This window comes from Streptomyces sp. NPDC007162 (assembly GCF_040634175.1).
Taxonomy (GTDB): domain Bacteria; phylum Actinomycetota; class Actinomycetes; order Streptomycetales; family Streptomycetaceae; genus Streptomyces.
This window is the reverse complement of record NZ_JBEYFC010000019.1, coordinates 1-21,539: the sequence shown is the minus strand read 5'-3', so window position 1 is coordinate 21,539 and position 21,539 is coordinate 1. Positions and strand designations below refer to the sequence as shown.

The 21,539-nt window shown below is 72.0% G+C and carries 19 protein-coding genes and 1 pseudogene; 12 read left to right on the top strand and 8 right to left on the bottom strand.

Annotation, left to right across the window (positions count from 1 at the left end):
• Window positions 1-107 precede the first annotated feature (107 nt).
• Window positions 108-1,973 carry an MFS transporter gene (locus ABZ646_RS04150; RefSeq protein WP_360512737.1) on the top strand — a complete coding sequence of 622 codons (1,866 nt, stop codon included), beginning with the start codon at window positions 108-110 and terminating at the stop codon, window positions 1,971-1,973.
• Window positions 1,974-2,098: 125 nt separating this feature from the next.
• Here ABZ646_RS04150 and ABZ646_RS04145 read toward each other — a convergent pair whose 3' ends face one another.
• Window positions 2,099-2,947 carry a hypothetical protein gene (locus ABZ646_RS04145; RefSeq protein ID WP_360512735.1) on the bottom strand — a complete coding sequence of 283 codons (849 nt, stop codon included), beginning with the start codon at window positions 2,945-2,947 and terminating at the stop codon, window positions 2,099-2,101.
• Window positions 2,948-3,021: 74 nt separating this feature from the next.
• On the opposite strand from ABZ646_RS04145, the gene ABZ646_RS04140 reads away from it, so the two are divergent.
• The 3 genes from ABZ646_RS04140 (at window position 3,022) to ABZ646_RS04130 (ending at window position 6,473) form a co-directional block, all read left to right on the top strand.
• Window positions 3,022-3,807, top strand: a complete 786-nt coding sequence (locus ABZ646_RS04140) for an SDR family oxidoreductase (RefSeq protein WP_360512733.1) — start codon at window positions 3,022-3,024, stop codon at window positions 3,805-3,807.
• A gap of 217 nt (window positions 3,808-4,024) precedes the next feature.
• A complete protein-coding gene (locus tag ABZ646_RS04135; protein WP_360512731.1) occupies window positions 4,025-5,590 on the top strand; it encodes a sodium:solute symporter family protein in 1,566 nt (521 codons plus the stop codon).
• 94 nt (window positions 5,591-5,684) lie between these two features.
• Window positions 5,685-6,473, top strand: a complete 789-nt coding sequence (locus ABZ646_RS04130) for a hypothetical protein (RefSeq protein ID WP_360512729.1) — start codon at window positions 5,685-5,687, stop codon at window positions 6,471-6,473.
• 23 nt (window positions 6,474-6,496) lie between these two features.
• Here the strand turns inward: ABZ646_RS04130 and ABZ646_RS04125 are convergent, their stop codons facing one another.
• Window positions 6,497-7,609: an ADP-ribosylglycohydrolase family protein gene (locus ABZ646_RS04125; protein WP_360512762.1), complete on the bottom strand. Its 1,113-nt coding sequence runs from the start codon at window positions 7,607-7,609 to the stop codon at window positions 6,497-6,499.
• Between the two features lie 204 nt (window positions 7,610-7,813).
• Window positions 7,814-10,198 carry a tetratricopeptide repeat protein gene (locus tag ABZ646_RS04120; protein ID WP_360512727.1) on the bottom strand — a complete coding sequence of 795 codons (2,385 nt, stop codon included), beginning with the start codon at window positions 10,196-10,198 and terminating at the stop codon, window positions 7,814-7,816.
• 88 nt (window positions 10,199-10,286) lie between these two features.
• On the opposite strand from ABZ646_RS04120, the gene ABZ646_RS04115 reads away from it, so the two are divergent.
• Window positions 10,287-10,790: a DUF2165 domain-containing protein gene (locus tag ABZ646_RS04115; RefSeq protein WP_360512725.1), complete on the top strand. Its 504-nt coding sequence runs from the start codon at window positions 10,287-10,289 to the stop codon at window positions 10,788-10,790.
• Window positions 10,791-10,796: 6 nt separating this feature from the next.
• Here the strand turns inward: ABZ646_RS04115 and ABZ646_RS04110 are convergent, their stop codons facing one another.
• On the bottom strand, window positions 10,797-11,363 hold the full coding sequence (locus ABZ646_RS04110) for a hypothetical protein (protein WP_360512723.1): 567 nt from the start codon (window positions 11,361-11,363) through the stop codon (window positions 10,797-10,799).
• A gap of 88 nt (window positions 11,364-11,451) precedes the next feature.
• Window positions 11,452-14,064, bottom strand: a complete 2,613-nt coding sequence (locus ABZ646_RS04105; RefSeq protein WP_360512721.1) for a bifunctional FO biosynthesis protein CofGH — start codon at window positions 14,062-14,064, stop codon at window positions 11,452-11,454.
• Window positions 14,065-14,296: 232 nt separating this feature from the next.
• Between ABZ646_RS04105 and ABZ646_RS04100 the strand changes: the two genes are divergently transcribed.
• Complete coding sequence (locus tag ABZ646_RS04100) at window positions 14,297-15,979, top strand: peptidoglycan-binding protein (protein WP_360512719.1); 1,683 nt, start codon at window positions 14,297-14,299, stop codon at window positions 15,977-15,979.
• 29 nt (window positions 15,980-16,008) lie between these two features.
• On the opposite strand, the gene ABZ646_RS04095 is transcribed toward ABZ646_RS04100, so the two are convergent.
• On the bottom strand, window positions 16,009-16,854 hold the full coding sequence (locus ABZ646_RS04095; RefSeq protein WP_360512717.1) for an LLM class F420-dependent oxidoreductase: 846 nt from the start codon (window positions 16,852-16,854) through the stop codon (window positions 16,009-16,011).
• 154 nt (window positions 16,855-17,008) lie between these two features.
• Here ABZ646_RS04095 and ABZ646_RS04090 point away from each other — a divergent pair, with 154 nt between their 5' ends.
• Window positions 17,009-18,514 (top strand): CehA/McbA family metallohydrolase, encoded by a 1,506-nt coding sequence (locus ABZ646_RS04090; protein WP_360512715.1) that lies wholly within the window; start codon window positions 17,009-17,011, stop codon window positions 18,512-18,514.
• A gap of 3 nt (window positions 18,515-18,517) precedes the next feature.
• Here the strand turns inward: ABZ646_RS04090 and ABZ646_RS04085 are convergent.
• Window positions 18,518-18,823, bottom strand: a pseudogene (locus ABZ646_RS04085) (Scr1 family TA system antitoxin-like transcriptional regulator); the annotation flags it as partial.
• Here ABZ646_RS04085 and ABZ646_RS04080 point away from each other — a divergent pair.
• Both ABZ646_RS04080 and ABZ646_RS04075 read left to right on the top strand, forming a co-directional pair.
• A complete protein-coding gene (locus ABZ646_RS04080) occupies window positions 18,759-18,980 on the top strand; it encodes a hypothetical protein (protein WP_360512764.1) in 222 nt (73 codons plus the stop codon). The pseudogene ABZ646_RS04085 and the gene ABZ646_RS04080 overlap by 65 nt on opposite strands.
• Window positions 18,981-19,053: 73 nt before the next feature.
• A complete protein-coding gene (locus tag ABZ646_RS04075) occupies window positions 19,054-19,704 on the top strand; it encodes a class I SAM-dependent methyltransferase (protein ID WP_360512713.1) in 651 nt (216 codons plus the stop codon).
• A gap of 29 nt (window positions 19,705-19,733) precedes the next feature.
• Here the strand turns inward: ABZ646_RS04075 and ABZ646_RS04070 are convergent, their stop codons facing one another.
• Window positions 19,734-20,354 carry a hypothetical protein gene (locus ABZ646_RS04070; protein ID WP_360512711.1) on the bottom strand — a complete coding sequence of 207 codons (621 nt, stop codon included), beginning with the start codon at window positions 20,352-20,354 and terminating at the stop codon, window positions 19,734-19,736.
• A gap of 68 nt (window positions 20,355-20,422) precedes the next feature.
• Here ABZ646_RS04070 and ABZ646_RS04065 point away from each other — a divergent pair, with 68 nt between their 5' ends.
• The 3 genes from ABZ646_RS04065 to ABZ646_RS04055 are packed head-to-tail and all read left to right on the top strand — an operon-like array spanning window position 20,423 to window position 21,504.
• On the top strand, window positions 20,423-21,016 hold the full coding sequence (locus ABZ646_RS04065; protein ID WP_360512709.1) for a 3'-5' exonuclease: 594 nt from the start codon (window positions 20,423-20,425) through the stop codon (window positions 21,014-21,016).
• Window positions 21,013-21,303 (top strand): hypothetical protein, encoded by a 291-nt coding sequence (locus tag ABZ646_RS04060; protein ID WP_360512707.1) that lies wholly within the window; start codon window positions 21,013-21,015, stop codon window positions 21,301-21,303. The genes ABZ646_RS04065 and ABZ646_RS04060 overlap by 4 nt, the downstream gene beginning before the upstream one ends.
• Before the next feature lie 9 nt (window positions 21,304-21,312).
• On the top strand, window positions 21,313-21,504 hold the full coding sequence (locus tag ABZ646_RS04055; protein WP_360512705.1) for a DUF397 domain-containing protein: 192 nt from the start codon (window positions 21,313-21,315) through the stop codon (window positions 21,502-21,504).
• Window positions 21,505-21,539: the final 35 nt, after the last annotated feature.

Here is a 21,539-nt window from a genome sequence, read left to right as displayed (position 1 = left end):
GCAGGTCGCCGGACGCCGTGACGCGGCCGCGAACTGGACGGGAAGCGGCCGTCAACACCGTGGAACACGGCCGAGAACAGAAGACGGGACACGGGGAGTGCCTTCAGGTGGCCACAGCGGAGCCGACACGCGCCGACAACGCCGATCCGGGTCCGGTATCCGGCCGGCGAATAGCCCAGACCTCGGCGGGCCCGGGCGTCACAGCCGACCGGGCCGGTACGGAAAGTAACAGCCGCACCGCCCGGCTGCTGCGCGCCGCCGAACCGCTGCGCCGGCGGCTGCTGAGCCACCCGGTGCTCTCGATGACCGTCATCGCCGGGATCCTGCACGTCATCTGGTTCTTCACGTTCGCGAACAGTGGCGGGGACCTGGCGGCGCAGGACGCGTGGGCCGAGTTCGTCGGCCGGCACCCGGACTCGGCGTACAACCTCGCCTGGTACGGCGGTATGCACCCGGTGTCGTACAGCGTGGTGTCGCCGTACCTGATGTCGGTACTGGGCGTCCGTACCACGATGATGATCGCGGGCACGGCCTCGGCCGGTCTGCTGACCCTGCTCCTGATCCGCAGCCGGGCGGTACGCAACCCGCTGTGGGCGGCGTCCGCCGGGGTCTTCGCGTTGATCTGCAACGCGATCTCCGGGCGGGTCACCTTCGGTCTGGGCACGGCGTTCGCGCTGGGCGCGGTGGGCGCGGTGTTCTGCTGGCCGTACCGCTGGCGCCACAAGCGGTGGGCGAAGGCACTGGTCGCGGCGCCGCTGGCCGCGCTCGCCACCATGTCGTCCCCGGTCGCCGGGCTCTTCGTAGGCCTGGTCGCGGTCGCGCTGTTCCTGCAGAAGCGGCGGCCGGGTGCCTGGGCGCTCGGTCTGGCGCCCGCGGCCGTGGTGGCGGTGTCCGCCTGGCTGTTCCCGTTCTCCGGCACCCAGCCCATGACCATCGGCTCCGTGATCCTGCCCCTCTCCTACGGCCTGCTGTGCCTGTTCCTCGTCCCCAAGGAGTGGAAGACGGTCCGGCTGACGGCGGCCGTGTACAGCCTCGGGGTGGTGCTGGTGTGGCTGGTCAGCTCGCAGATCGGCTCGAACATCTCGCGGCTGCCGATGCTGTTCGCCGGTGCGACCCTGATCGCCGCCCTCCCGTACACGGTCCCGCGCTCGCGCACGTACTACGTCACCGTCCTCGCCTTCCTCGGTTTCGTGGGCTGGATCGGCTTCAAGTCGGTCGACGACATCATCCACACGACCCCGGCCGCGTCCTGGGCCCGTGAGCTCGCCCCGCTGGTCCACCAGCTCCAGCAGGTCGGCGCCGAGAAGGGCCGCGTCGAGGTGGTCCCGGCCCGCTCCCACCGGGAGGCGTCCGCGCTCGCGCCGTACGTCAACCTGGCCCGCGGCTGGAACCGGCAGGCCGACATGGAGCGCAACCCGCTCTTCTACGACGACACCCTCAACTCCGCGAACTACCACGAGTGGCTCCAGCGGTGGGCCGTGCACTTCGTGGTCCTGCCGAAGGGCGAACCGGACGGTGACGGCGGCGAGCGGGAACGTGCGCTGGTGCAGCGCGGGATGCCGTACCTGAAGCAGATCTGGGGCGACGCGAACTGGCAGCTGTTCAAGGTGACCGACCCGGTCCCGCTGGCCGAGCCCGACGCGGTGGTGGACAGTGCCGAGCAGGGCGAGCTGACCATCGAGGTCCACAAGGCCGGCCGGATCCTGATCCGGATCCCGTACTCGCCGTGGCTGAGCATCGTGGACGCCAAGGGCAAGAGCCTGCAGGCGCCGCAGGAGACCCAGGCGTCCAAGCACCGGGCCGAGGGCACCCCGAAGACGTACGACAACGTCAACGGCTGCCTCGCGGAGACCGCCGAGGACGCGAAGGGCGACAAGTGGACGATGCTGCTGGCGCCGAAGGCGGGGACGTACCGCCTGGCGGCGCCGTACCAGCTGCCCCGCGGCACACCGTGCCCCGACGAACTGAAGTGACCGCCGCCCGGCCCGCCCGCCGAGCCGACCGCGGCTGCTCCCCGCAGCCGTCCGGGCCCGGGACCGTCGGTCGACCCGCCCCGGCGGTACCCGGTCGCCCCGGGGAGCAGGCCCGATGGGCCCGGCTACCGAGCTGACCGCAACCGGTCCACGTACCGGTCCGTGCCGGGGACCGTCGGTATGAACGGGGCGGCGAACTGCACGGTGCCCAGTTCCGTGGCGGCCACCTCGGTGTCCAGGCCCGTGAAGTGCTCCTCCCACACGTCCCTGGGGTCGGCCTCCAGGAACCACAGCAGGGTCAGCCGGGTGTCCACCCCCTCCACCTGCTTCACGTACGTCATCCGGTCGCCGGGGAGCGGGGTCGGCCGGAAGACGGTCACCATGGCGCTCGGCGAACCCGCCAGCCGCTTCGGCAGGTGCCGGCCGCGCAGCCACTCCAGCAGTTCGGCCCGTTGCTCGGGTGTCCCGCTGTCCACGACCTCCAGCACCAGCCCCGCGTAGGGGTGGTCGAGGGCGTGGAAGTCGCGCGGTCCGGCGGCGCCGTCGCGGTACACGGTCGCCTCGTGGTCCTGGAACGCCGTGAACACGTGGGTGCGGTCCTGGTAGACCCGGCCGTCCCGGTTCAGCCGTTTGTTGATGCCGACCGTCCACTTCATGTGGTCGGCGTAGCGGCCGTCGGTGACCCAGTAGGTGGAGAGGTAGCAGCCGGCGGTCACGGGCTGGGCGACGGCCGACTTCTCGGGGTAGCGCAGGAGCTGGAGGTCGCGGGTGGCGACCCAGCGGCGGCCGGCGTACATCCAGGGCATGGCCATGGCGCCCGCGTAGTAGTGGTCGTCCTCGTACCAGCGGTTGTACGCGTACTCGTGCCCGGGGTGCGGCTCGACCATGGTGATGAGGGCGTGGCCGGGGCGGACGCCGTACGGCCCGACGGCGGCGAGTTCGGCGTAGACGTCACTGCGGGTGTCGTCGCTCATGCGGTTCCCCTTTCCGGTGGTCGCCCATACTCTGACGCTCCGTCAGATAAAGCGCCAGGGTTCAGGAGGCTTCCATGTCGCTGCTCACGGGCAAGACCGTCGTCGTCTCGGGAGTCGGCGCCGGGCTCGGGCACCAGGTCGCGGCGGCCGTCGTACGGGACGGCGGGAACGCGGTGCTGGGTGCGCGGACCGAGGCGAACCTCGCGAAGAGCGCGGCCGGAATCGATCCGGAGGGCGCCAGGACCGCGTACCGGGCCACCGACATCACCGACGAGGCGCAGTGCGAGGCGCTGGCCGCGCTGGCGCGGGAGCGGTTCGGCGGGATCGACGCGGTGGTGCACGTGGCCGCCTGGGACTCCTACTTCGGCGGGGTCGAGGACGCGGACTTCGCGACCTGGGCCTCGGTCATCGACGTGAACCTGCTGGGCAGCCTGCGGATGACCCGGGCCTGCCTGCCGGGGCTCAAGGAGCGGGGCGGGGCGGTCGTGTTCGTCGGGACGCAGTCGGCGGTCGCCGCGCCCTCACAGGTGCGGCAGGCCGCGTACGCCGCCTCCAAGGGCGCGCTGACCAGCGCGATGTACTCGCTGGCGCGCGAGCTGGGGCCGTACCGGATCCGGGTCAACACGGTGCTGCCGGGCTGGATGTGGGGGCCGCCGGTGCAGGCGTACGTGCAGTTCACGGCACATACGGAGGGGGTGCCCGAGGACGAGGTGCTGGGGCGGCTGACCGAACGGATGGCGCTGCCGGAGCTGGCGACGGACGGGGACGTGGCGGACGCGGCGGTGTTCCTGGCCTCGGACCGGGCGCGGGCCGTCACGGGACAGTCGCTGCTGGTCAACGCGGGGGAGCTGATGCGCTGAGGTCTGTTTCCAGCCAATCCAGGTGTTCATGTACATAAACCAAGGTCAGCTAACCGAACGATTTTACTCCCCTTTGACCCTACGCCCGCTTGTCGTGCCCGCGTAAACGAACCCACGATGAGCGGGCACTTCGCGGCCTTCCCCGTCCTCGCTCCGCTTATGCGAAGTGCCAGCCTGCTGAGCGGAGTTCACAAGGCGGACCCTGGAAGGGGGGCGCATGAACGGGCTCGACTGGGCCGTGCTCATCGGCTACTTCGGCGTGATGGTCGCGATCGGCGTCTGGTCGCACAAACGGGTGGACGACGTCAGCGACTTCTTCACGGCCGGCGGGAAGATGCCCTGGTGGCTGTCCGGCATCTCGCACCACATGTCGGGCTACAGCGCGGTGATGTTCACCGGCTACGCGGGCATCGCCTACACCTACGGCGTGACGTCGTTCGTCACCTGGTCCTTCCCGATCGCGCTCGGCGTCGCGATCGGATCCAAGCTCTTCGCCCCGCGCGTCAACCGCCTCCGCTCCCGGCTCCGCGTGGCGTCCCCGCTCGAATACCTGAAGAACCGCTACGACCTGAAGACCCAGCAGGCCCTCGCCTGGTCCGGGATGCTGCTGAAGATCGTGGACGTGGCCGCGAAGTGGGCGGCCATCGCGACGCTGCTGTCCGTCTTCACCGGCGTCACCCTGAACCAGGGCATCCTCATCACCGGCGCGATCACCGCCGTCTACTGCACGATCGGCGGCCTGTGGGCGGACGCCCTGACCGAACTCGGCCAGTTCGTCATCCAGTTGCTGGCCGGGATCTCGATGTTCGTCGCGGTCGTACTGAAGCTGAACGACAGGAACATCGGCTTCTTCGACGCCTGGAACCAGCCCGCCCTGCACGGCCACGGCAAGGGGCTGGTCGGGCCGTACGGGACCGTCTTCCTGCTCGCCTTCCTCTTCATCAAGCTCTTCGAGTACAACGGCGGCATGCTCAACCAGGCCCAGCGCTACATGGCCACCGGCAGCCCCCGGGAGGCCGAGCGCGGCGCCCGGCTCTCCGCCGCGCTGTGGCTGGTCTGGCCGCTGGTGCTGTTCTTCCCCATGTGGATGTCACCGCTGCTGGTCCACGCCAAGAAGCCGGACGGCTCCGACTCCTACGGCCTGATGACCGAACAGCTGCTGCCGCACGGCCTGTTGGGCCTGGTCATCGTCGGGTTCTTCTCGCACACGATGGCCATGTGCTCCTCCGACGCCAACGCCATCGCGGCGGTGTTCACCCGGGACGCGGCGCCGGTGCTGTCCCGGCGGGCCCGGGAGTGGGGCCCGCGCACCGGGCTGATCGCGGCCCGGGTGACCACGGTGGTCTTCCTCGGTCTGTCGATGACGGTGGCGACCCAGGTCAACTCCCCCGCCTTCAAGGACATCATCACGATCGTCATCAAGTGGGTGGCGGGCCTGATGGGCCCGATCGCGATCCCGATGATGCTCGGTCTGCTCCGCCCCTTCCGCCGCTCCGGCCCGACGGCCGCGCTCACCAGCTGGGCGGCGGGCCTGCTGGCCTTCTGGCTGGTCAACTACCCGATCAACTGGAACGTCGACGGCGGGGTCCCCCTCCAGTACCAGGTGTCGGTCCCGCTGGCCGTCTCCCTGGTCCTGTACATCCTCATCGGCTACCTGAAGCCGGAGGACACCCCGGAACGCCTGGCGATCATCGAGAACGTCAACACGGACGACGACGGCGCGGCGGCGGTACCGGTCCCGGCCCAGGCCGGCGGAGAGGCGACCGTCGCTCCACCATCGTGATTAATCACCCCATATAACTGGTGCGTCGTGACGGGTTGTCGCACCGGCGATCCCTACCGTGGCTGACCTCGCACGGACCACGGAAGGAGTGGGTGTGAAGGCTCGCTTCGGGGTGAGAAGGAGAACGGCGCTCGCGGTCACGGCGGTGGCCGCGATCGTCGTTTCCGCAGTCCCGGTTCCGGCCACCGCCGACGCGGCGGGGCAGCCGGGCAGCCCGGACCACTGGGGCGTCATCACCCGGGACACGATCGGCTCTCCCGTCGCCGACCTGCGGCCCGGCCCGTTCGGCTCGTTCGGCCTGCCGGAGGCGGCCGCGCGACCGCCCTACGGACGGGGCAGCCTCGGCATCTCGGTGGCGGACCGCGCCACCTCCCTCACCCCGCCCAGCGAGGCCGTCCACTTCGGCAACGAGACCGACTTCTACGGCATCCCGGTGCCGGGTCTGCGCCAGGTCGGCTTCCACGTCTTCCAGACCGGCGAGAACATCTCCTACGGCGGCCCCGGGAACATGCCGAACATCAGGTTCGAGATCGACCCGAACCTCGCCGCGGCCCGCGCCACCACCTACTCCTCGATGGTGTGGAACCCGCCGCCCTCCCCGGTGGTGGACCAGTGGAGCCCCTACCTCGACGCCACCAGGACCGGCACCTGGTACCTCACCGGCAGCGCGGGCGCCGCGGCCAGGTGCTCCGTGGACCACCCGTGCGGCTTCCGCGCCCTGCTCGCCGCACTGAACGACGGCGGCGCCCAACCGGTCGTCTACACCGCCGGGGTGAGCAAGGGCCGCGACTACATGTGGAACGGGGCCGTCGACGGCCTGCGCATCAACGACGTCGTCTACGACTTCGAGCCCGACGGGGTCCAGGCCCGCCGCGCCGGCTGAGCGGGGCCCTTCGGGCGAAACGGCTAGCGCGGGTAGCGCGCGAGCCATCCCGGGGCCGCTCCGGCCGGGCTGTGCAGGGCGGGGCCCTGGGTCATCTCCATCGCGAAGTCGTCGGCGAGTTCGAGGATCGTGGGGCGGCCCTCCAACTCGGCCACCCAGGACGGCGGCAGAGCCGTCTCGCCGTGCAGGGCGCCGAGGAGGCCGCCGGTGAGGGCGCCCGCGACGGCGGAGGGCCCGGCCTGGTTGACGGCGAGGCACAGCCCGTGCCGTACGTCCTCGCCGACGAGCGCGCAGTACACGGCGGCGGCGAGCATCCCGTCGGCCGCCCCGTCCCCGGTGAGCTCCTCGACCCGCGCCGGGGACGGCATCCCCTGCCGTACGGCGCCGAGCGCGTGCTGCAACGCGTCCGACACGGGCTGGTGTCCCGGCCGGACGGCGAGCAGCGCGAGGGTCCGCTGGACGGCCCCGTCGAGCGAGTCGCCCCGCGCCAGCGCGTGCACGATCACCGCGTACGCGCCCGCCGACAGACAGGCGGTGGGATGCCCGTGCGTCTGCGCCGAACACTCCACGGCCAGTTGTACGACGAGTTGCGGCTCCCACCCCACCAGCAGCCCGAACGGCGCGGACCTGGCGACCGCCTCCGGCCCCATGTCCTCCGGGTTCTTGGGCTCCTCCAGCGTCCCCATCCGCTCGTCCCCCAGCCCGAGCAGCAACGACCGCGTGGGATCCCGTCGGGCGTACAGCCACTCCTCCCGGGCCAGCCACCCGTCGTCCTCCCGCCGCTCGTCGGGCCCCCAGTCGCGCTGCGTGGCTGCCCACCGCAGATACGCCCGGTGCAGGTCGGTCGGCGGATGCCAGGCGCCGGTGTCCCGCCGCACCTGGGCCCTTATCAACCCGTCCACGGTGAAGAGGGTGAGCTGCGTGTGGTGCGTGACCGTCCCGCGCCGCCCGTACCCGGCCCCGAGATCGACGATCCCCTCGGGTCCGTACGCCCCCCGGATCTCCTCCAGCGTCAGCCCGTCCACCGGCCCGCCGAGCGCGTCCCCGACGGCGGCTCCCAGCAGCGTCCCCCGCACCCTGCTCCGGAAGTCCTGCTGTTCCCCACGCCCCCAGACGGCACCCGACGTCGCACTCACCATGACCTCCTCACGGGCACCGTCCGTACATACGAGCGCTGAGCACTGTAATCGACCGGGAACGGTCTCTTCAGGGGCCGGTTGGGTATGCGAGGTGTGGGTTGTGTGCGCCCGGCTGACCGGGTTTCGACCGGGTCGGGAGGGGCGGTGGGCGGTGCGCCGCGCCCCGTCCGCGCAGCACCGGTCACGTCCTGTCCGCCGCCGTCATCCAGGAGTGGGTCCGCCGCGTACCCGGTCCCGGGCCTCCCGTGCCCAGGTGAAGTCGGGGGCCAGGGCGACGGCCCGGTCCAGGTCGGCCGACGCCTGCTCGGTGCGGCCCAGTTCGTGGAGAGCCACGCCGCGGCCTGCCAGGGCGGACGGGTAGTCGGGCAGCAGGGTGACGGCCCGGGTGAGTTCGGCGACCGCGTCCGTGAAGCGGCCCGCGCGCCGGTAGGCGTCGCCCCGCTCAGAGGCGATCCAGGGTGAGTCGGGGGCGCGCCGGACCGCCTCGTCGAGGTCGGCGAACGCCTCCGCCCACTCGTCCCGCGCGCCGCGCAGCCGTCCCCTGCGCACCCGCGCCCACAGGTGCCCCGCGTCGATGCCCAGCGCGCGGTCGAAGTCGGCGAGGGCCGCGTCGTCCTGCTCCAGTGCGTGCCGGCACACGCCCCGCGAGGCGAGGGTGCTCGCGTCGGCCGGATCCAGGGCGACCGCCCGGTCCAGGTCGGCCACGGCCTCCGTGAAGCGGCCGGCCAGCCGGAGGGTCTCGCCCCGGGCGGCGATGAACAGCGCGGTGTCGGGAGCGAGGCCGTCCGCGCGGTCCAGGGCGGCGAGGGCCCCGGTCAGATCGTCCAGGGCCCGGCAGCACAGGGCGCGACCGTAGTGGGCCGTCGGCCGCTCCGGGTCCAGTGCGATCGCCAGGTCGTACTCGGCCAGGGAGCGGTCGATCTCACCGGCGTTCCACAGGTCCCGGCCCCGGACCACATGCGCCAGCGCCCGACCGCCACCGTCCAGTCCGGGCCGGGCGAGGAGCAGGTCCATGGCGCCGCTCACCCCGTCGGCGAGGGCCTCGGTCAGGCGGCGTCCCCAGTCCCGCACGGCCGGGGCGTCGGCGGCGGTGCCCGCTTCCAGCAGGGTCGCCGCCCAGCGGCGGCCGACCGCCGGGTCCGCGGCACAGGCCGGCAGGAAGGTGTCGAGCGCTCCCGCCAGTGCGGTCCCCGGCCGGGCGCACAGGCGGTGGTACGTCTCCTCCAGCAGCAGTGCGCGCCACGGCTCGTGGTCCCATTCCGCGCCGGGGCCGAGCCCGTTCGCCGCCTCCGCGCGCCAGCCGCCGTAGGCCTCGGCGAGTGCCTCGTGGTCGCGGGTCCAGTCCCGTGGGGAGCGTCGCCGCCGCAGGCGGAGCATCGCGTCGCGGACCAGGTCGTGGTAGGTCAGCCGGTCGGGCCGCTCGGTCACGAACGGCAGGCCGCGCAGCCAGCCGAAGAGCGCGTCGGCCTCCTCGGCGGGGCAGTCGACGGCCGCCCGGAACACGTCGAGGTCGAGGCGCCGGGGCAGCGCGCAGGCGAGCGCCACGGACCGGCGGGCGGGATCCGGCTCCCACTTCAGGAAGCGTTCCACGGCGGTGGCGCTGGGGTCTCCCACGTCGTCCGGGTCGGTGGGGCGCTGTGCGGCGAGGGCGGTGACGAGTACGGGGAGGCCGCCGCTGAGCCGCAGCACCTCCGCGACCACCGGTTCGTCCCGTACGCCCTTGTCCGCGAGCAGCCCCCGCGCCTCCGCCTCCGTGAACGGGCGCAGCGGGACGTCGGTCATGAAGTCGGCGAAACCGCCCCAGCGGGCCGTGTCGAACGAGTGCTGGCCGGAGGTGACCACGACGACGCCGGCGGGGAGGGCGCCGTACCGGTCGGTGGTCATCACGTCGTGCAGCCAGGGGTCGAGGAACGGGCCGGTGCGCTCGTAGGTGTCGAGGAAGAGGACGATCCAGGGGGCGGTGTCGGCCGCCGCGGTCAGTTCCGTCAGCAGTACGGGGGTCAGCACCCGCTCGGGGGACAGGACCAGTTGGGCGTCCTCCTGGCTGCGGAAGCGGGCCCGGATCCGGTCGGCTCCCTGGGCGAGGAGGTCGGTGTCGAGGGCCGCGGCGAAGGCGCCGGCCACCGGGACCATCCCCAGGCCCACCTGGGCCGCCCGTGCCACGGCCAGGCTGCCCGCCGACGGCCCCTGTCCGTCCTGCGGTCCGTCCATCGCCAGGGCGGCCGCCGCCTCGTGCCGCCACTCCCGGTGCGCGGCCAGCAGCCGGTCCAGTTCCCTGAACCGGTGTCCCTGGGCGCCGAACTGTCGCGCCATCGCCGCCATCGCCTCGGGCACGCTGTCCGCGCCTTCGTCGACGTAGGCGGTCAGCGCCCCGGCCTCCCGGGCGAGCTGCTGCAACTCCCGTACCAGGAAGGTCTTTCCGACGCCCGCGTCGCCGTGCACATGGAACAGGAACCGGTGCCGCTCGTCCTCGGGCGGCAGTTCGAGGTTCCGCCGGAACGCGGCCCGCTCCTCGGCCCGCCCGACGAATCCGGCCCTGCGCCGCCGCCCGATCAGCTCCTGCACCGACAACCGCGCCGACCCCATCCGCACCCCACCCCCGCAGCAGATCCCACCCCAAGTCTGGCAGAGGGCGACAAGGTGTAATCGGCCGGAGCAGGGAAAGGACCGTGTCATGTCCACCTCCCACGCGCCCCGTGCGCTTTCGCTTGCCGCCGCCGTGCTCACCGGCACGGTCGCGCTCTACATCGCCCTCGTCGCCTTCGGGAACATCACCGACTTCGGCACCAACCAGGCCTTCGTCCAGCATGTCCTGGCCATGGACACCACGTTCAAGGACGACGACCTGATGTGGCGGGCCATCACGGACAAGGGGCTCGAGAACACCGCCTACGTCGCCATCATCGTGTGGGAGACGCTGGCCGCGCTCGTGCTGACCGCCGGGACCGTGCTGTGGTTCCGGCGCGACGACGGCCGCGCGCGGCGCGTCTCCACCTACGGTCTGCTGATGCTCGTCCTGCTCTTCGGCGCCGGGTTCATCGGGATCGGCGGCGAGTGGTTCTCCATGTGGCAGTCCAAGACCTGGAACGGCCTGGACGCCGCGACCCGGGTCCTGGTGCTGACCGGGCTCGCACTCGTCGTCGTCCAGCTGTCGGGCCGGTCGGCCCCGGAGGACTGAGCCGGCCTACTTCACCACCGTCACCTTGGTGTCCGGTTCCGTGCCGAAGGTCCACAGGGCCGCGCCGTCCGGCTTGCGCATGCGGATGCCGCTGGTCTGCTTGCCGGCCGCAGGGGGCGGCGAGGCGCCGTCGACCGCGTTGGAGAAGGCGACCGACAGGCCGGACTTCGCGGCGAAGTAGAGGATGTGCTCGATCTGGACGCCGTCCGAGCCGGTCGTGGACGCCAGGGTCTTGGAGATCGTGTAGGTGCCGGGGTCGGGACTCACCGTCCCCGGCCACACCGTGAACGTACGGGTCGCCTTGTCGCTCGCGTCGACCAGCCACACCCGCTTGTCGCCCAGTGAGTAGACGACCCGGCGGCCGGTGCCGGAGGCCGCGGGGACGTCGGGGGCCTTCGCCGGGGCCGGGGACGCGGAGGGGCGGGCGCCCGCCGACGCGCTCGCCGACGGCCGGACCGCCGCGGCCGTGGGGTGCGGCCCCTTGTCGGCCTGCACGGCGAGGAAGGCGACGGCCACCGTCGCCCCCGCCGTCAGTCCGGTGACCGTGACCCAGGAGGGCAGTAGGGCAGCCACGGGTACGCATCTCCTCCGCTATGAGGCCCCCTGTACAGACGACAGAGGTCGGATCATCGTACCGGGCCGCACCCGGGCACCCGGCCGCTCAGTCCAGCACCGGCAGCAGCTCCGGCAGGTGCCCGTCGGACGCCTCCGCCGCCCGCTGCCGCTCCTCGGACACCTCGCCGTACAGCGTCGTACGCGGCCGCGCCGGACGGCCCGCCGCCTGCGCCACGGCGACCAGGTCGCGTACCGACTTGTACGAGCCGTACGACGACCCCGCCATCCGCGAGATCGTCTCCTCCATGAGGGTGCCGCCCAGGTCGTTGGCGCCCGAGCGGAGCATCTCCGCCGCCCCTTCCGTGCCCAGTTTCACCCAGCTCGTCTGGATGTTCGGGATGTGCGGGTGCAGGAGGAGACGGGCCATCGCCGTCACCGCGCGGTTGTCCCGCATGGTCGGGCCGGGGCGGGAGATGCCCGCCAGGTAGACCGGGGCGTTGGTGTGGATGAAGGGCAGGGTGACGAACTCCGTGAAGCCGCCGGTCCGCTGCTGGATGCCGGCCAGGGTGCGCAGGTGTCCGAGCCAGTGCCGGGGCTGGTCGACGTGGCCGTACATCATCGTGGAGGAGGACCGGATGCCCACCTCGTGGGCCGTGGTGACGACCTCGATCCAGGTGGCGGTGGGCAGCTTGCCCTTCGTCAGCACCCAGCGGACCTCGTCGTCCAGGATCTCGGCGGCCGTGCCGGGGATGGTGTCCAGGCCCGCCTCCTTCGCCGCCGTCAGCCACTCGCGGATCGACAGGCCGGTGCGGGTCGCGCCGTTCACCACCTCCATCGGCGAGAAGGCGTGCACGTGCATGCCGGGGACCCGCTCCTTCACCGCCTTCGCGATGTCGAAGTACGCCGTGCCGGGCAGGTCGGGGTGGATGCCGCCCTGCATGCAGACCTCCACCGCGCCGACGTCCCACGCCTGCTGTGCCCGGTCGGCGACCTGGTCGAGGGAGAGCGTGTACGCGTCGGCGTCGGTGCGGCGCTGGGCGAAGGCGCAGAACCGGCAGCCGGTGTAGCAGACGTTGGTGAAGTTGATGTTGCGGGTGACGATGTACGTCACGTCGTCGCCGACGGCCGACTTCCGCACGTCGTCGGCGATCCTCGTCAGCGCGTCCAGCGCCGGGCCGTCCGCGTGGAGGAGGGCGAGGGCCTCGGCGTCCGTGAGCTTCGTCGGATCGTCGGCGGCGGTGGCCAGGGCCCCGCGGACGTCGGTGTCGATGCGCTCCGGTGCCATGCCGGGGGCCGCCGCCTCGCGCAGGGCGCCCCAGTCGCCGTACACCTCGTCGAAGTCGTCGCGGCGGTCGGCCGTACGGCCCTCGGTGTCGATGGCGGTGTGCAGGTCGGTGCGGCCGGTGGCCACGAAGACCTCCTCCGGCTCCTGCCACGGGCGGCCCTCGACCACCGCGTCGGCGACCGCGAGACCCGTGGCCGGGTCCGCCAGGGCCGCGATGTGCGGGCGCAGCCGCGGGTCCAGCCAGGGCTCGCCGCGGCGGACGAACTCCGGGTACACGCACAGGCGTTCACGCAGTTCGAAACCGGCGGCCGCCGACTTCGCCGCCAGTTCCTCGATCTGCGGCCAGGGGCGTTCGGGGTTGACGTGGTCGATGGTGAGCGGGCTCACGCCGCCCCAGTCGTCGATGCCGGCGGCGATCAGGCGCTCGTACTCGCCGGCGACGAGGTTGGGCGGCGCCTGGATGTTGCCGGAGGGGCCCATCACCAGCCGCGCCACCGCCACCGCCGCGACCAGTTCGTCCAGCTCGGCGTCCGGCATGCCGCGCATCGCCGTGTCCGGCTTGGCCCGGAAGTTCTGGATGATCAGTTCCTGCACGCCGTGGTACGACCGGGCCACGCGGCGCAGCGCGAACAGGGACTCGGCGCGCTCCTCGTACGTCTCGCCGATGCCGATCAGGATGCCCGAGGTGAAGGGGACGGAGGAGCGGCCCGCGTCCTCCAGGACCCGCAGGCGGACGGCGGGCTCCTTGTCCGGGGAGCCGTGGTGCGGGCCGCCCGGCTCCGACCACAGCCGGGTCGCGGTCGTCTCCAGCATCATCCCCATCGACGGGGCGACCGGCTTGAGGCGCTGGAAGTCCGTCCAGGACATCACCCCGGGGTTGAGGTGGGGCAGCAGCCCGGTCTCCTCCAGGATCCGGACGGAGATGGCGCGGACGTAGGCGATGGTGTCGTCGTAACCGTGCGCGTCGAGCCACTCGCGCGCCTCCGGCCAGCGGTCCTCGGGCTTGTCGCCGAGGGTGATCAGGGCTTCCTTGCAGCCGAGGGCCGCGCCCTTGCGGGCGACGTCCAGGACCTCGTCGGGGGACATGAACATCCCGTGCCCGGCCCGGCGGAGCTTGCCGGGGACGGTGACGAACGTGCAGTAGTGGCACTTGTCACGGCACAGGCGGGTGAGGGGGATGAAGACGCTCTTCGAGTAGGTGATGACGCCGGGGCGGCCCGCCGCCTCGAGGCCCGCGTCCCGGACCCGGGCGGCGGAGGCGGCGAGGTCGGTCAGGGCCTCGCCGCGCGCCTGGAGGAGTACGGCGGCCTCGGCGACGTCGAGGGCGACGCCGTCCCGGGCGCGTTTGAGGGCGCGACGCATGGAGTTCTCGGTGGGGCCGGTACCGCCGGGGCGGTCGGTGGGGCCGGTTCCGGAGGTCGCGGAAGTCGTCATTGTTCGAGCATACGTAGCGGCTCCACGGGTTCAGGGGGGCCGGGGGTGTGCACCCCCTACGGCGCCCACCGCGCGGGGCGCGTCCCAGGAGCGTCCCAGCGGCGGCCGAACGTCCCAGGTGGGTGCGGCAACGGCGTCCCAGCCTCCCCCGCCCGGTGCTTCTTCTTCTCGGGGCGGACCGCCGTCCGTAGCGTCCGCGTGCCGACGTGCAGAGTCGAACGAAGGGCGAGTCATGAAGAACGTCACGCAGACCGTCGTGAAGAGCGTCACGGAGAACACCCCCTCCGGTGGTCGCACCGCCACCGCACCCGTCCGACAGCGCGGCGCCATGACCGCGAGACCGGGCTGGAGAGTCAGAGCCGGCGTGTTCGCCGCCACCACGGCGCTCCTGTCGGCGGGCAGCCTGCTCGGTGCCGTTCCGGCGTCGGCGGCGCCCGCGGCGATCAGGCTGACCTCCTCGTCGTGCCCGGCGAACATCGTCCAGGGCCAGGTGAGCGGCTGCGTCACCGAGTTGCAGAACCTGCTCAACGCGCACGGTGCCGGTCTGACGGTGGACGGCAGCTTCGGGGCGAACACGCTCTACGCGGTGCGCCAGTACCAGTCCTCCGTGGCGATCGCCGTGGACGGACAGGTGGGCCCCCAGACCAAGGCCAAGCTGTACGCGACCGGCGGCTCGGCGCCGTCGCCGGTCAACCTCAACTCCTCGTCGTGCCCGGCGAACATCGTCAAGGGCGACAAGGGCGGCTGCGTCACCGAACTGCAGCGGCTGCTCCGCCACTTCGGCTACTCGATCGACGTGGACGGCGATTTCGGCTCGGCGACGGAGAGCGCGGTCCGGGACTTCCAGTCCTCCAACGGCCTGTCGGTCGACGGCCAGGTCGGTACGAACACCAAGCGGGAGCTCTACGACACCGACGAGTCGCCGTCCACCGCCCTCGACCTGCGCTCGGCGTCCTGCCCTTCGGACATCGTGGAGGGGCAGAGCGGTGGTTGCGTCGCGACGCTCCAGGCACTGCTCAACGGCAAGGGGCAGCACCTGGACGTGGACGGCCAGTTCGGTCCCCAGACGCTGACGGCCGTGAAGGCGTTCCAGTCGTCGGCGGGCCTGTCCGTCGACGGTGAGGTCGGGCCCGACACCAAGACCGCCCTGTACTCCAACATCAGCACCGGCGGCGGCAACGGCGCCCCGGCGCCGATCAACCTGACCTCCGCCTCCTGCCCGAGCAACATCGTGCAGGGCCAGAAGAGCGGCTGTGTCACCGAGTTGCAGAGCCTGCTCAACCACCACGGGGCCGACCTCGCCGTCGACGGCGACTTCGGACCGCTGACGGAGAGCGCGGTGCGGGACTTCCAGGCCGAGAAGGGTCTGTCGGTCGACGGCCAGGCGGGTCCGGACACCAAGGCGGCGCTGTACGGCGCGGTCACTCCGCCGTCCTCGCCCGCTCCCGGCGGCGGGTACGGCAAGATCCTCGACGTGGCGCAGGCCGAGGTCGGCACGGTCGAGGGCAGCGCGCGGGCGAACAGCTACGGATCGGCCGTGGGCCTGTCGATGTCCACCAGCAACTACGCCTGGTGCGCGACGTTCGTGAGCTGGGTGGCCAAGCAGACCGGGGCCAGTTCCTACCGCAACACGTATGTCTCCGGCTGGGTCAAGCAGGCGCGGGCCGGCAACTACCACCTCTCGGTGACGACCGACCCGCAGCCGGGCGACATCGTGGCCTTCGACTGGGACGGGGGCAACGACTTCACCGGCGGCCATGAGCACATAGGCATCGTGCGCACGGTGAGCGGCGGCGCCGGCTTCACCACCGTCGAGGGCAACACCGGCAACCCCAACGGTGGTTCGGACGGCGTCTACGTCAAGACCCGCAGCACGAACAGCACCTACGACGTGCTGTTCATCCGCGTCCGCTGAACCGGCCGTGCGGCGTCCCGGCGGCTTGCTCAGAGGTACTGTGCGTACGCGTCCAGTACCTCCAGCACCTCCCTCTCCCCCGCCGGCGGCAGTTGCACCACGACCTCCTCGATGCCCAGCTCCGCGTAGTGCGCCAGCTTCCCCGGCGTCGGGTACACCGCGTACGGCACCACCTGGAGCGCCGCCGCGTCCCGCCCCGCGTCCTCCCAGACGCTCCGCAGCACCGGCAGGGACTCCGTCAGCCCGCGCCCGCCGATCGGCAGCCACCCGTCCGCGTACTCCGCGATGTGCGCGAACAGCTTCGGCCCCGCCGCCCCGCCGACCAGCGTGCGCGGACCGACCACCGGCCCGCGCGGCTTCTGCACCGGCTTGGGGTGGGCGGAGGAGGCCCGTACGCTCCCGAACTCACCCTCGTACTCGGTCGGTTCCGCCGTCCACAGCGCCCGCATCAGGGCCATCCGGTCCCGGGTCAGCTCCCGCCGTGTCCGCCAGGTCACGCCGTGGTCCGCGGCCTCCTCCACGTTCCAGCCGAAACCGACACCGAGGGTGAAACGGCCGCCGGAGAGGTGGTCGAGCGTGGCGATCTGCTTGGCGAGGTCGATCGGGTCGTGCTGGCCGACCAGGGTGATGCCGGTGCCGAGGCCGAGGCCCTCGGTGACGGCGGCGGCCTGGCCGAGGGCGACGAAGGGGTCGAGGGTACGGCCGTACTCGCGCGGCAGTTCCCCGCCCGCCGGGTACGGGGTGGTCCGCTCGACCGGGATGTGGGTGTGCTCGGGCAGGTACAGACCGGCGAAACCGCGTGCCTCCAGCTCACGGGCGAGGCGGACGGGGGCGATGGTCTCGTCGGTGAGGAAGATCGTGACGGCTATACGCATGCCCCATCTGTACCGGGGGTGGCTCGATCTGTCCATACCGACTGGTCGGCATCAGCCGCCCCATCTGCCCCACCGCTATGCACATGACATACGGATGCCTGTGGATTCCCTGCCCTTCCGGGGGAGTTCACGTCCAGCGGGGAGAGTGAGCGGCATGTGTGAGGACACGCACGGCATCGGCAGACGCGCACTGATCGTGACGGGCGCCACCGCAGCCCTTACGTTGGGAACCGTGAGCTTCGCAGCGGCGGACGACGGTCAGGACCAGGAAACCCGGACCGTGCGCGGCACCCTGCCACCCGGCTGCCCGGACTTCGTGTACGTACCGGTCGACGTCCCGTCCGGGGTAAGGGAGATCAAGGTCTCCTACACCTACGACAGACCGGGCGTCCCGGCCGGCACCCCGGGCAACGCGCTCGACATCGGCGTCTTCGACCAGCACGGCACCGAGCTGGGCGGCAAGGGCTTCCGGGGCTGGTCCGGCGGCGCCCGCACGGAGTTCTTCGTCCGCGCCGACGACGCCACCCCCGGCTACCTCCCCGGCCCGGTGAGTGCCGGTACCTGGCACATCGCACTGGGCCCCTACACGGTCGCCCCGCAGGGACTGTCGTACGAGCTGACGATCACCCTGACGTACGGCGATCCCGGCACCTCCGTCCGCCCGGTCTACCCGCCGCAGCGGGCCAAGGGGCGGGGCCGGGACTGGTACCGCGGCGACTGCCACCTGCACTCCTGGTACTCCGACGGTCGCCGCACCCCCGCCGAGATCGCCGCCCTCGCGCGGGCCGCCGGCCTGGACTTCATCAACTCCTCCGAGCACAACACGCACTCGGCGCACGCGCACTGGGCCGACCAGGCCGGTGACGACCTGCTGATCATGCTCGGCGAGGAGATCACCACGAGGAACGGCCACGTGGTCGCCCTCGGCACCGACCCGGGCACCTTCGTCGACTGGCGCTACCGGGCCCGGGACAACCGCTTCGGCCACTTCGCCCAGCAGATCCACAAGGCCGGCGGCCTGGTCGTACCGGCGCACCCGCACGCCACCTGCGTGGGCTGCGCCTGGAAGTTCGGGTTCGGGGACGCGGACGCGGTCGAGGTCTGGAACGGGCCGTACACCCCCGACGACGAGGTGGCCCTCGCCGCCTGGGACGCCACGCTCGTCGCCTCGGTGCGGAACAACCGGCGGTGGCTGCCCGGCATGGGCAGCAGCGACGCCCACCGCGACCCGGACGCGGTCGGCTCGCCCCAGACCGTCGTCCTCGCCGAGGACCTGTCCCGCGAGGCGATCCAGGAGGGCCTGCGCGCGGGCCGCTCCTACATCGCCGAGTCGAAGAACGTGACGCTGAGCTTCTCGGCGACGGGCGGGCGGGGCGAGCGCGCGGGCATCGGCGAACGCCTCGCCGTGGCCGCCGACACCCCGGTGACCGTCCGCCTGGAGGCCTCCGGCGTCCCCCGCTGCACGGTCCGCCTCATCACCGACGAGGGCGTCCTGCTCACCACCGACCCCTTCCCGGTGGCCGGCTCGGGCACGGTCGAATGGCAGACCACCCCCTCCTACGCCGCGTACGTCCGCGCCGAGATCCGCCACGAAACAGCGGCGGGCCCGGTCCCGGGCGCCCTCGCGGCCCTCACCAACCCGATCTTCCTGGGGCGGTGACCTTCAGGACGGGTTCAGGGCACGACGGGCGGCGTTGATGAGGTTGTGGGCGCCGGTCCCGTAGACGGCGGACTCGCGCAAGGTCTTCCAGGTGCGGAGGTAGAGGGCGAGAGAGTCAGAGTCATCGAGCCAGAGTTCGGCGTGCCAGGTCTCGGTGACGACCTCACGATCGTCGTATATCCAGAAACCCAGCCCTGGGGGAACCTTGAGCGGCACCCCGAGTGGCACGATGCCCAGCTCGACGGTGTCCGTACCGATCACGCCTGCCAGACGGTCGAGCTGGGCCGCGAGGACCGAGGGCGAACAGATACATCACGCCCCGTTCATCGAGCGCCGACGCGACGGTCTGTGCCTGCGCACGGCGGACTTCCTGAAGTCCATCGGCTTCGAGGTCGACGACGAGCTGTGGGCGGTCGACGGTACGGACTGCTCACCGTGCGACAACAAGGTCCCCGACAGCCACTGAACGGTCCTACGCTGGGCCCCTGTCCCCGGTTTCCGGCGGACACGGGCCCAGCCTTTTCGACGAAGGACTTGCCTTGCCCGCACAACACGACATCGCCGCCGAGACGGAGCTGTGGGACACCTTCGCCGCTTCCGCCTTCAAGGACGACGCGGAGCCGGGCTTCTGCTGGACCCAGTACGCCGGTCCCGGCCCCGAACTGCTCGGCGCCCCGCGCGCCGTCCTGGAGATCGGCTGCGGCACCGGCCGAGCCCTCGCCCACCTCGCCCAGCGTGGGATCTCCGCTCGCGGTGTCGACCTGTCTCCCGTCATGGTCGAGAAGACCACCACCAAGTGGGGGCACACAGGCGCGGAGTTCGTGTGCTCCGAGGTGCTGGAGTACCTGAGCGCACACGAGGACACGTACGACGCCGTCTACTCGATCTTCGGAGCAGCCTGGTTCACCGATCCGGGCCGCCTCTTCCCTCTCGTCCGCCGGCGGCTCGACCCGGGTGGCGTCTTCGTCTTCTCACAGCCTCCGGCCATCTCCGGCGCTTATGGACCGCAGGGCATGTACAAGGGGGGCTTCGCAGGCAAAGCGATGTTCACCTACCGCTACAGCTACCGTCCGGCCGTCTGGGAGCGCCTGCTCACCCGGGCCGGATTCGCCACGGCCCACGCGGAGGTCCTTGACGCGCCTCACCCTGGACACATCGGGACCCTCTTGGTCCGCGCTGTCGCAATGTGAACCACGGTCGATCCCACGGGCTGTCGCGCTCAGGGGCGGTCGTCCCGTCCGCGCTCGGAGCGCCGCAGTTCGCGCCGCAGCGCGCGCCGCTGCTTTCCCGGCAGGGTGGCGGCCAGCTCGCCCACCGGGGCGACGTCATGACCTTCGCCGTCCCGGCGGCCCCGGCACCACCACACCGGGGGTCCGGCGGCGTCCGTCGCACCCGGGTACCAGTCGTCGGCGGTTCCCGCGGGACGAGCGTGCATCCCGAGCTTGTGCTCGCCGCAGACCGGCCAGACCTGCCAGAGCAGCTCCACCAGGGTCTCCTGCGCCGCGTCCGCGACCACGGTCAACACCGTCGCCTCGTCGTCCGGCTCCAGCGGGTCGCCCTCCTCGGGGTCCCACGCGTTCACCTGGTTGCCCTGCCAACGGCCGTCGGGCATCGCCACGTGGACCTGCCCTCGATCGACACCGCCCGGGGGCAGGCTCGGCCGCGTGTCGACCATCAGCACCAACGCGTCCTGCCCCGGCAGGGTCGCCGTCACGTCGCGGTTGACCACGGCGAGCGCGGCCTCCAGCTTCGGCCACTCACCGGGCTCGACGGGCCTGGGCTCGGGGAGCCGCGGCCGGTCATCGCCAGGACCGACGCGCGAGTACGAGAAGTGGTTCACCGGCGCATCGTGCCATCCACGACAAAACTCGCGTGCCCCGGCCGCCGCGCCTCCCTACGCTGCCCGTCATGGACAGCGTCCGGGCCGAGGGGCTCGTCAACGTCGTGGACGTCGAGGCGACCTGCTGGGCCGGTTCCCCGCCGCCCGGCGAGGTCAGCGAGATCATCGAGGTCGGGCTGACCGTCGTCGATCTGACGGCGGGTGAGCGGCTGGCCCGGCACCGGATCCTGGTGCGGCCCGACCGGTCCACGGTCAGCGCGTTCTGCACGGAGCTGACGGGCCTCACCCAGCCCGAGGTCGACCAGGGGGTCGGCTTCGCCGAGGCGTGCCGGCTGCTGGCGGCGGAGCACCGCGCGGGCACCCGGCCCTGGGCCAGCTGGGGCGACTACGACCGCCACCAGTTCACCCGGCAGTGCCAGGCCACCCGGACGCCCTACCCCTTCAACCGCCGGCACACCAACGCCAAGGCCGCCTTCACCGAGGCGTACGGCCTGCGCAAGCGCCCCGGCATGGCCCAGGCCCTGGAGATCGCCGGGCTACCCCTCGAAGGCCGCCACCACCGCGGCGAGGACGACGCCTGGAACATCGCGTCCCTCGTGCTCCTCCTCTCCGCGCGCGGCCACTGGCCCGGCCCCGGTGGAACACCTCGCCTGACGCCATGAGGGAACTGGCGGAGCCGGCGGAACGGGTCGCGCTGATCGACGCGAGGCCGGTGGACCGCACCGACCCCGACTGGGTGCGCAAGATGAACGAGGACCCGCATCCGATGGACGAGGTGGGGATCCGCCCCGAGGCCGAGGCGGCGCTGCGGGACGCACCCTGCGGGTGCTTCCCTTCGGCGTCGGAGCCTTCCCGGGATCACCGGCGCCTGCTGGACGTCGTCGAAGCCACCGCCCTCAGCCCTGAGAAGTCCCGCGACCTGATCCACGCCATCATCCAGAACATGTGAGGAGCCGGCATGCCCACACGCCCCTGGCGGAAGTCGTCCTACTGCCAAGAACGAGAGGCCTGCGTCCACATATCCACCGGCCCCGACTCCCCTGCCCTCGTCCGCATCGCCGACGCCGACCCGCCCCGGAACATCCTCACCGTCGGCGCCAAGGCCTTCGGCGGTCTTCTCCACATGCTGAAGTCATCCGACGGACGGTGACCCCACCGGCCGCGCCGGCCGCCGAGAACGACGGC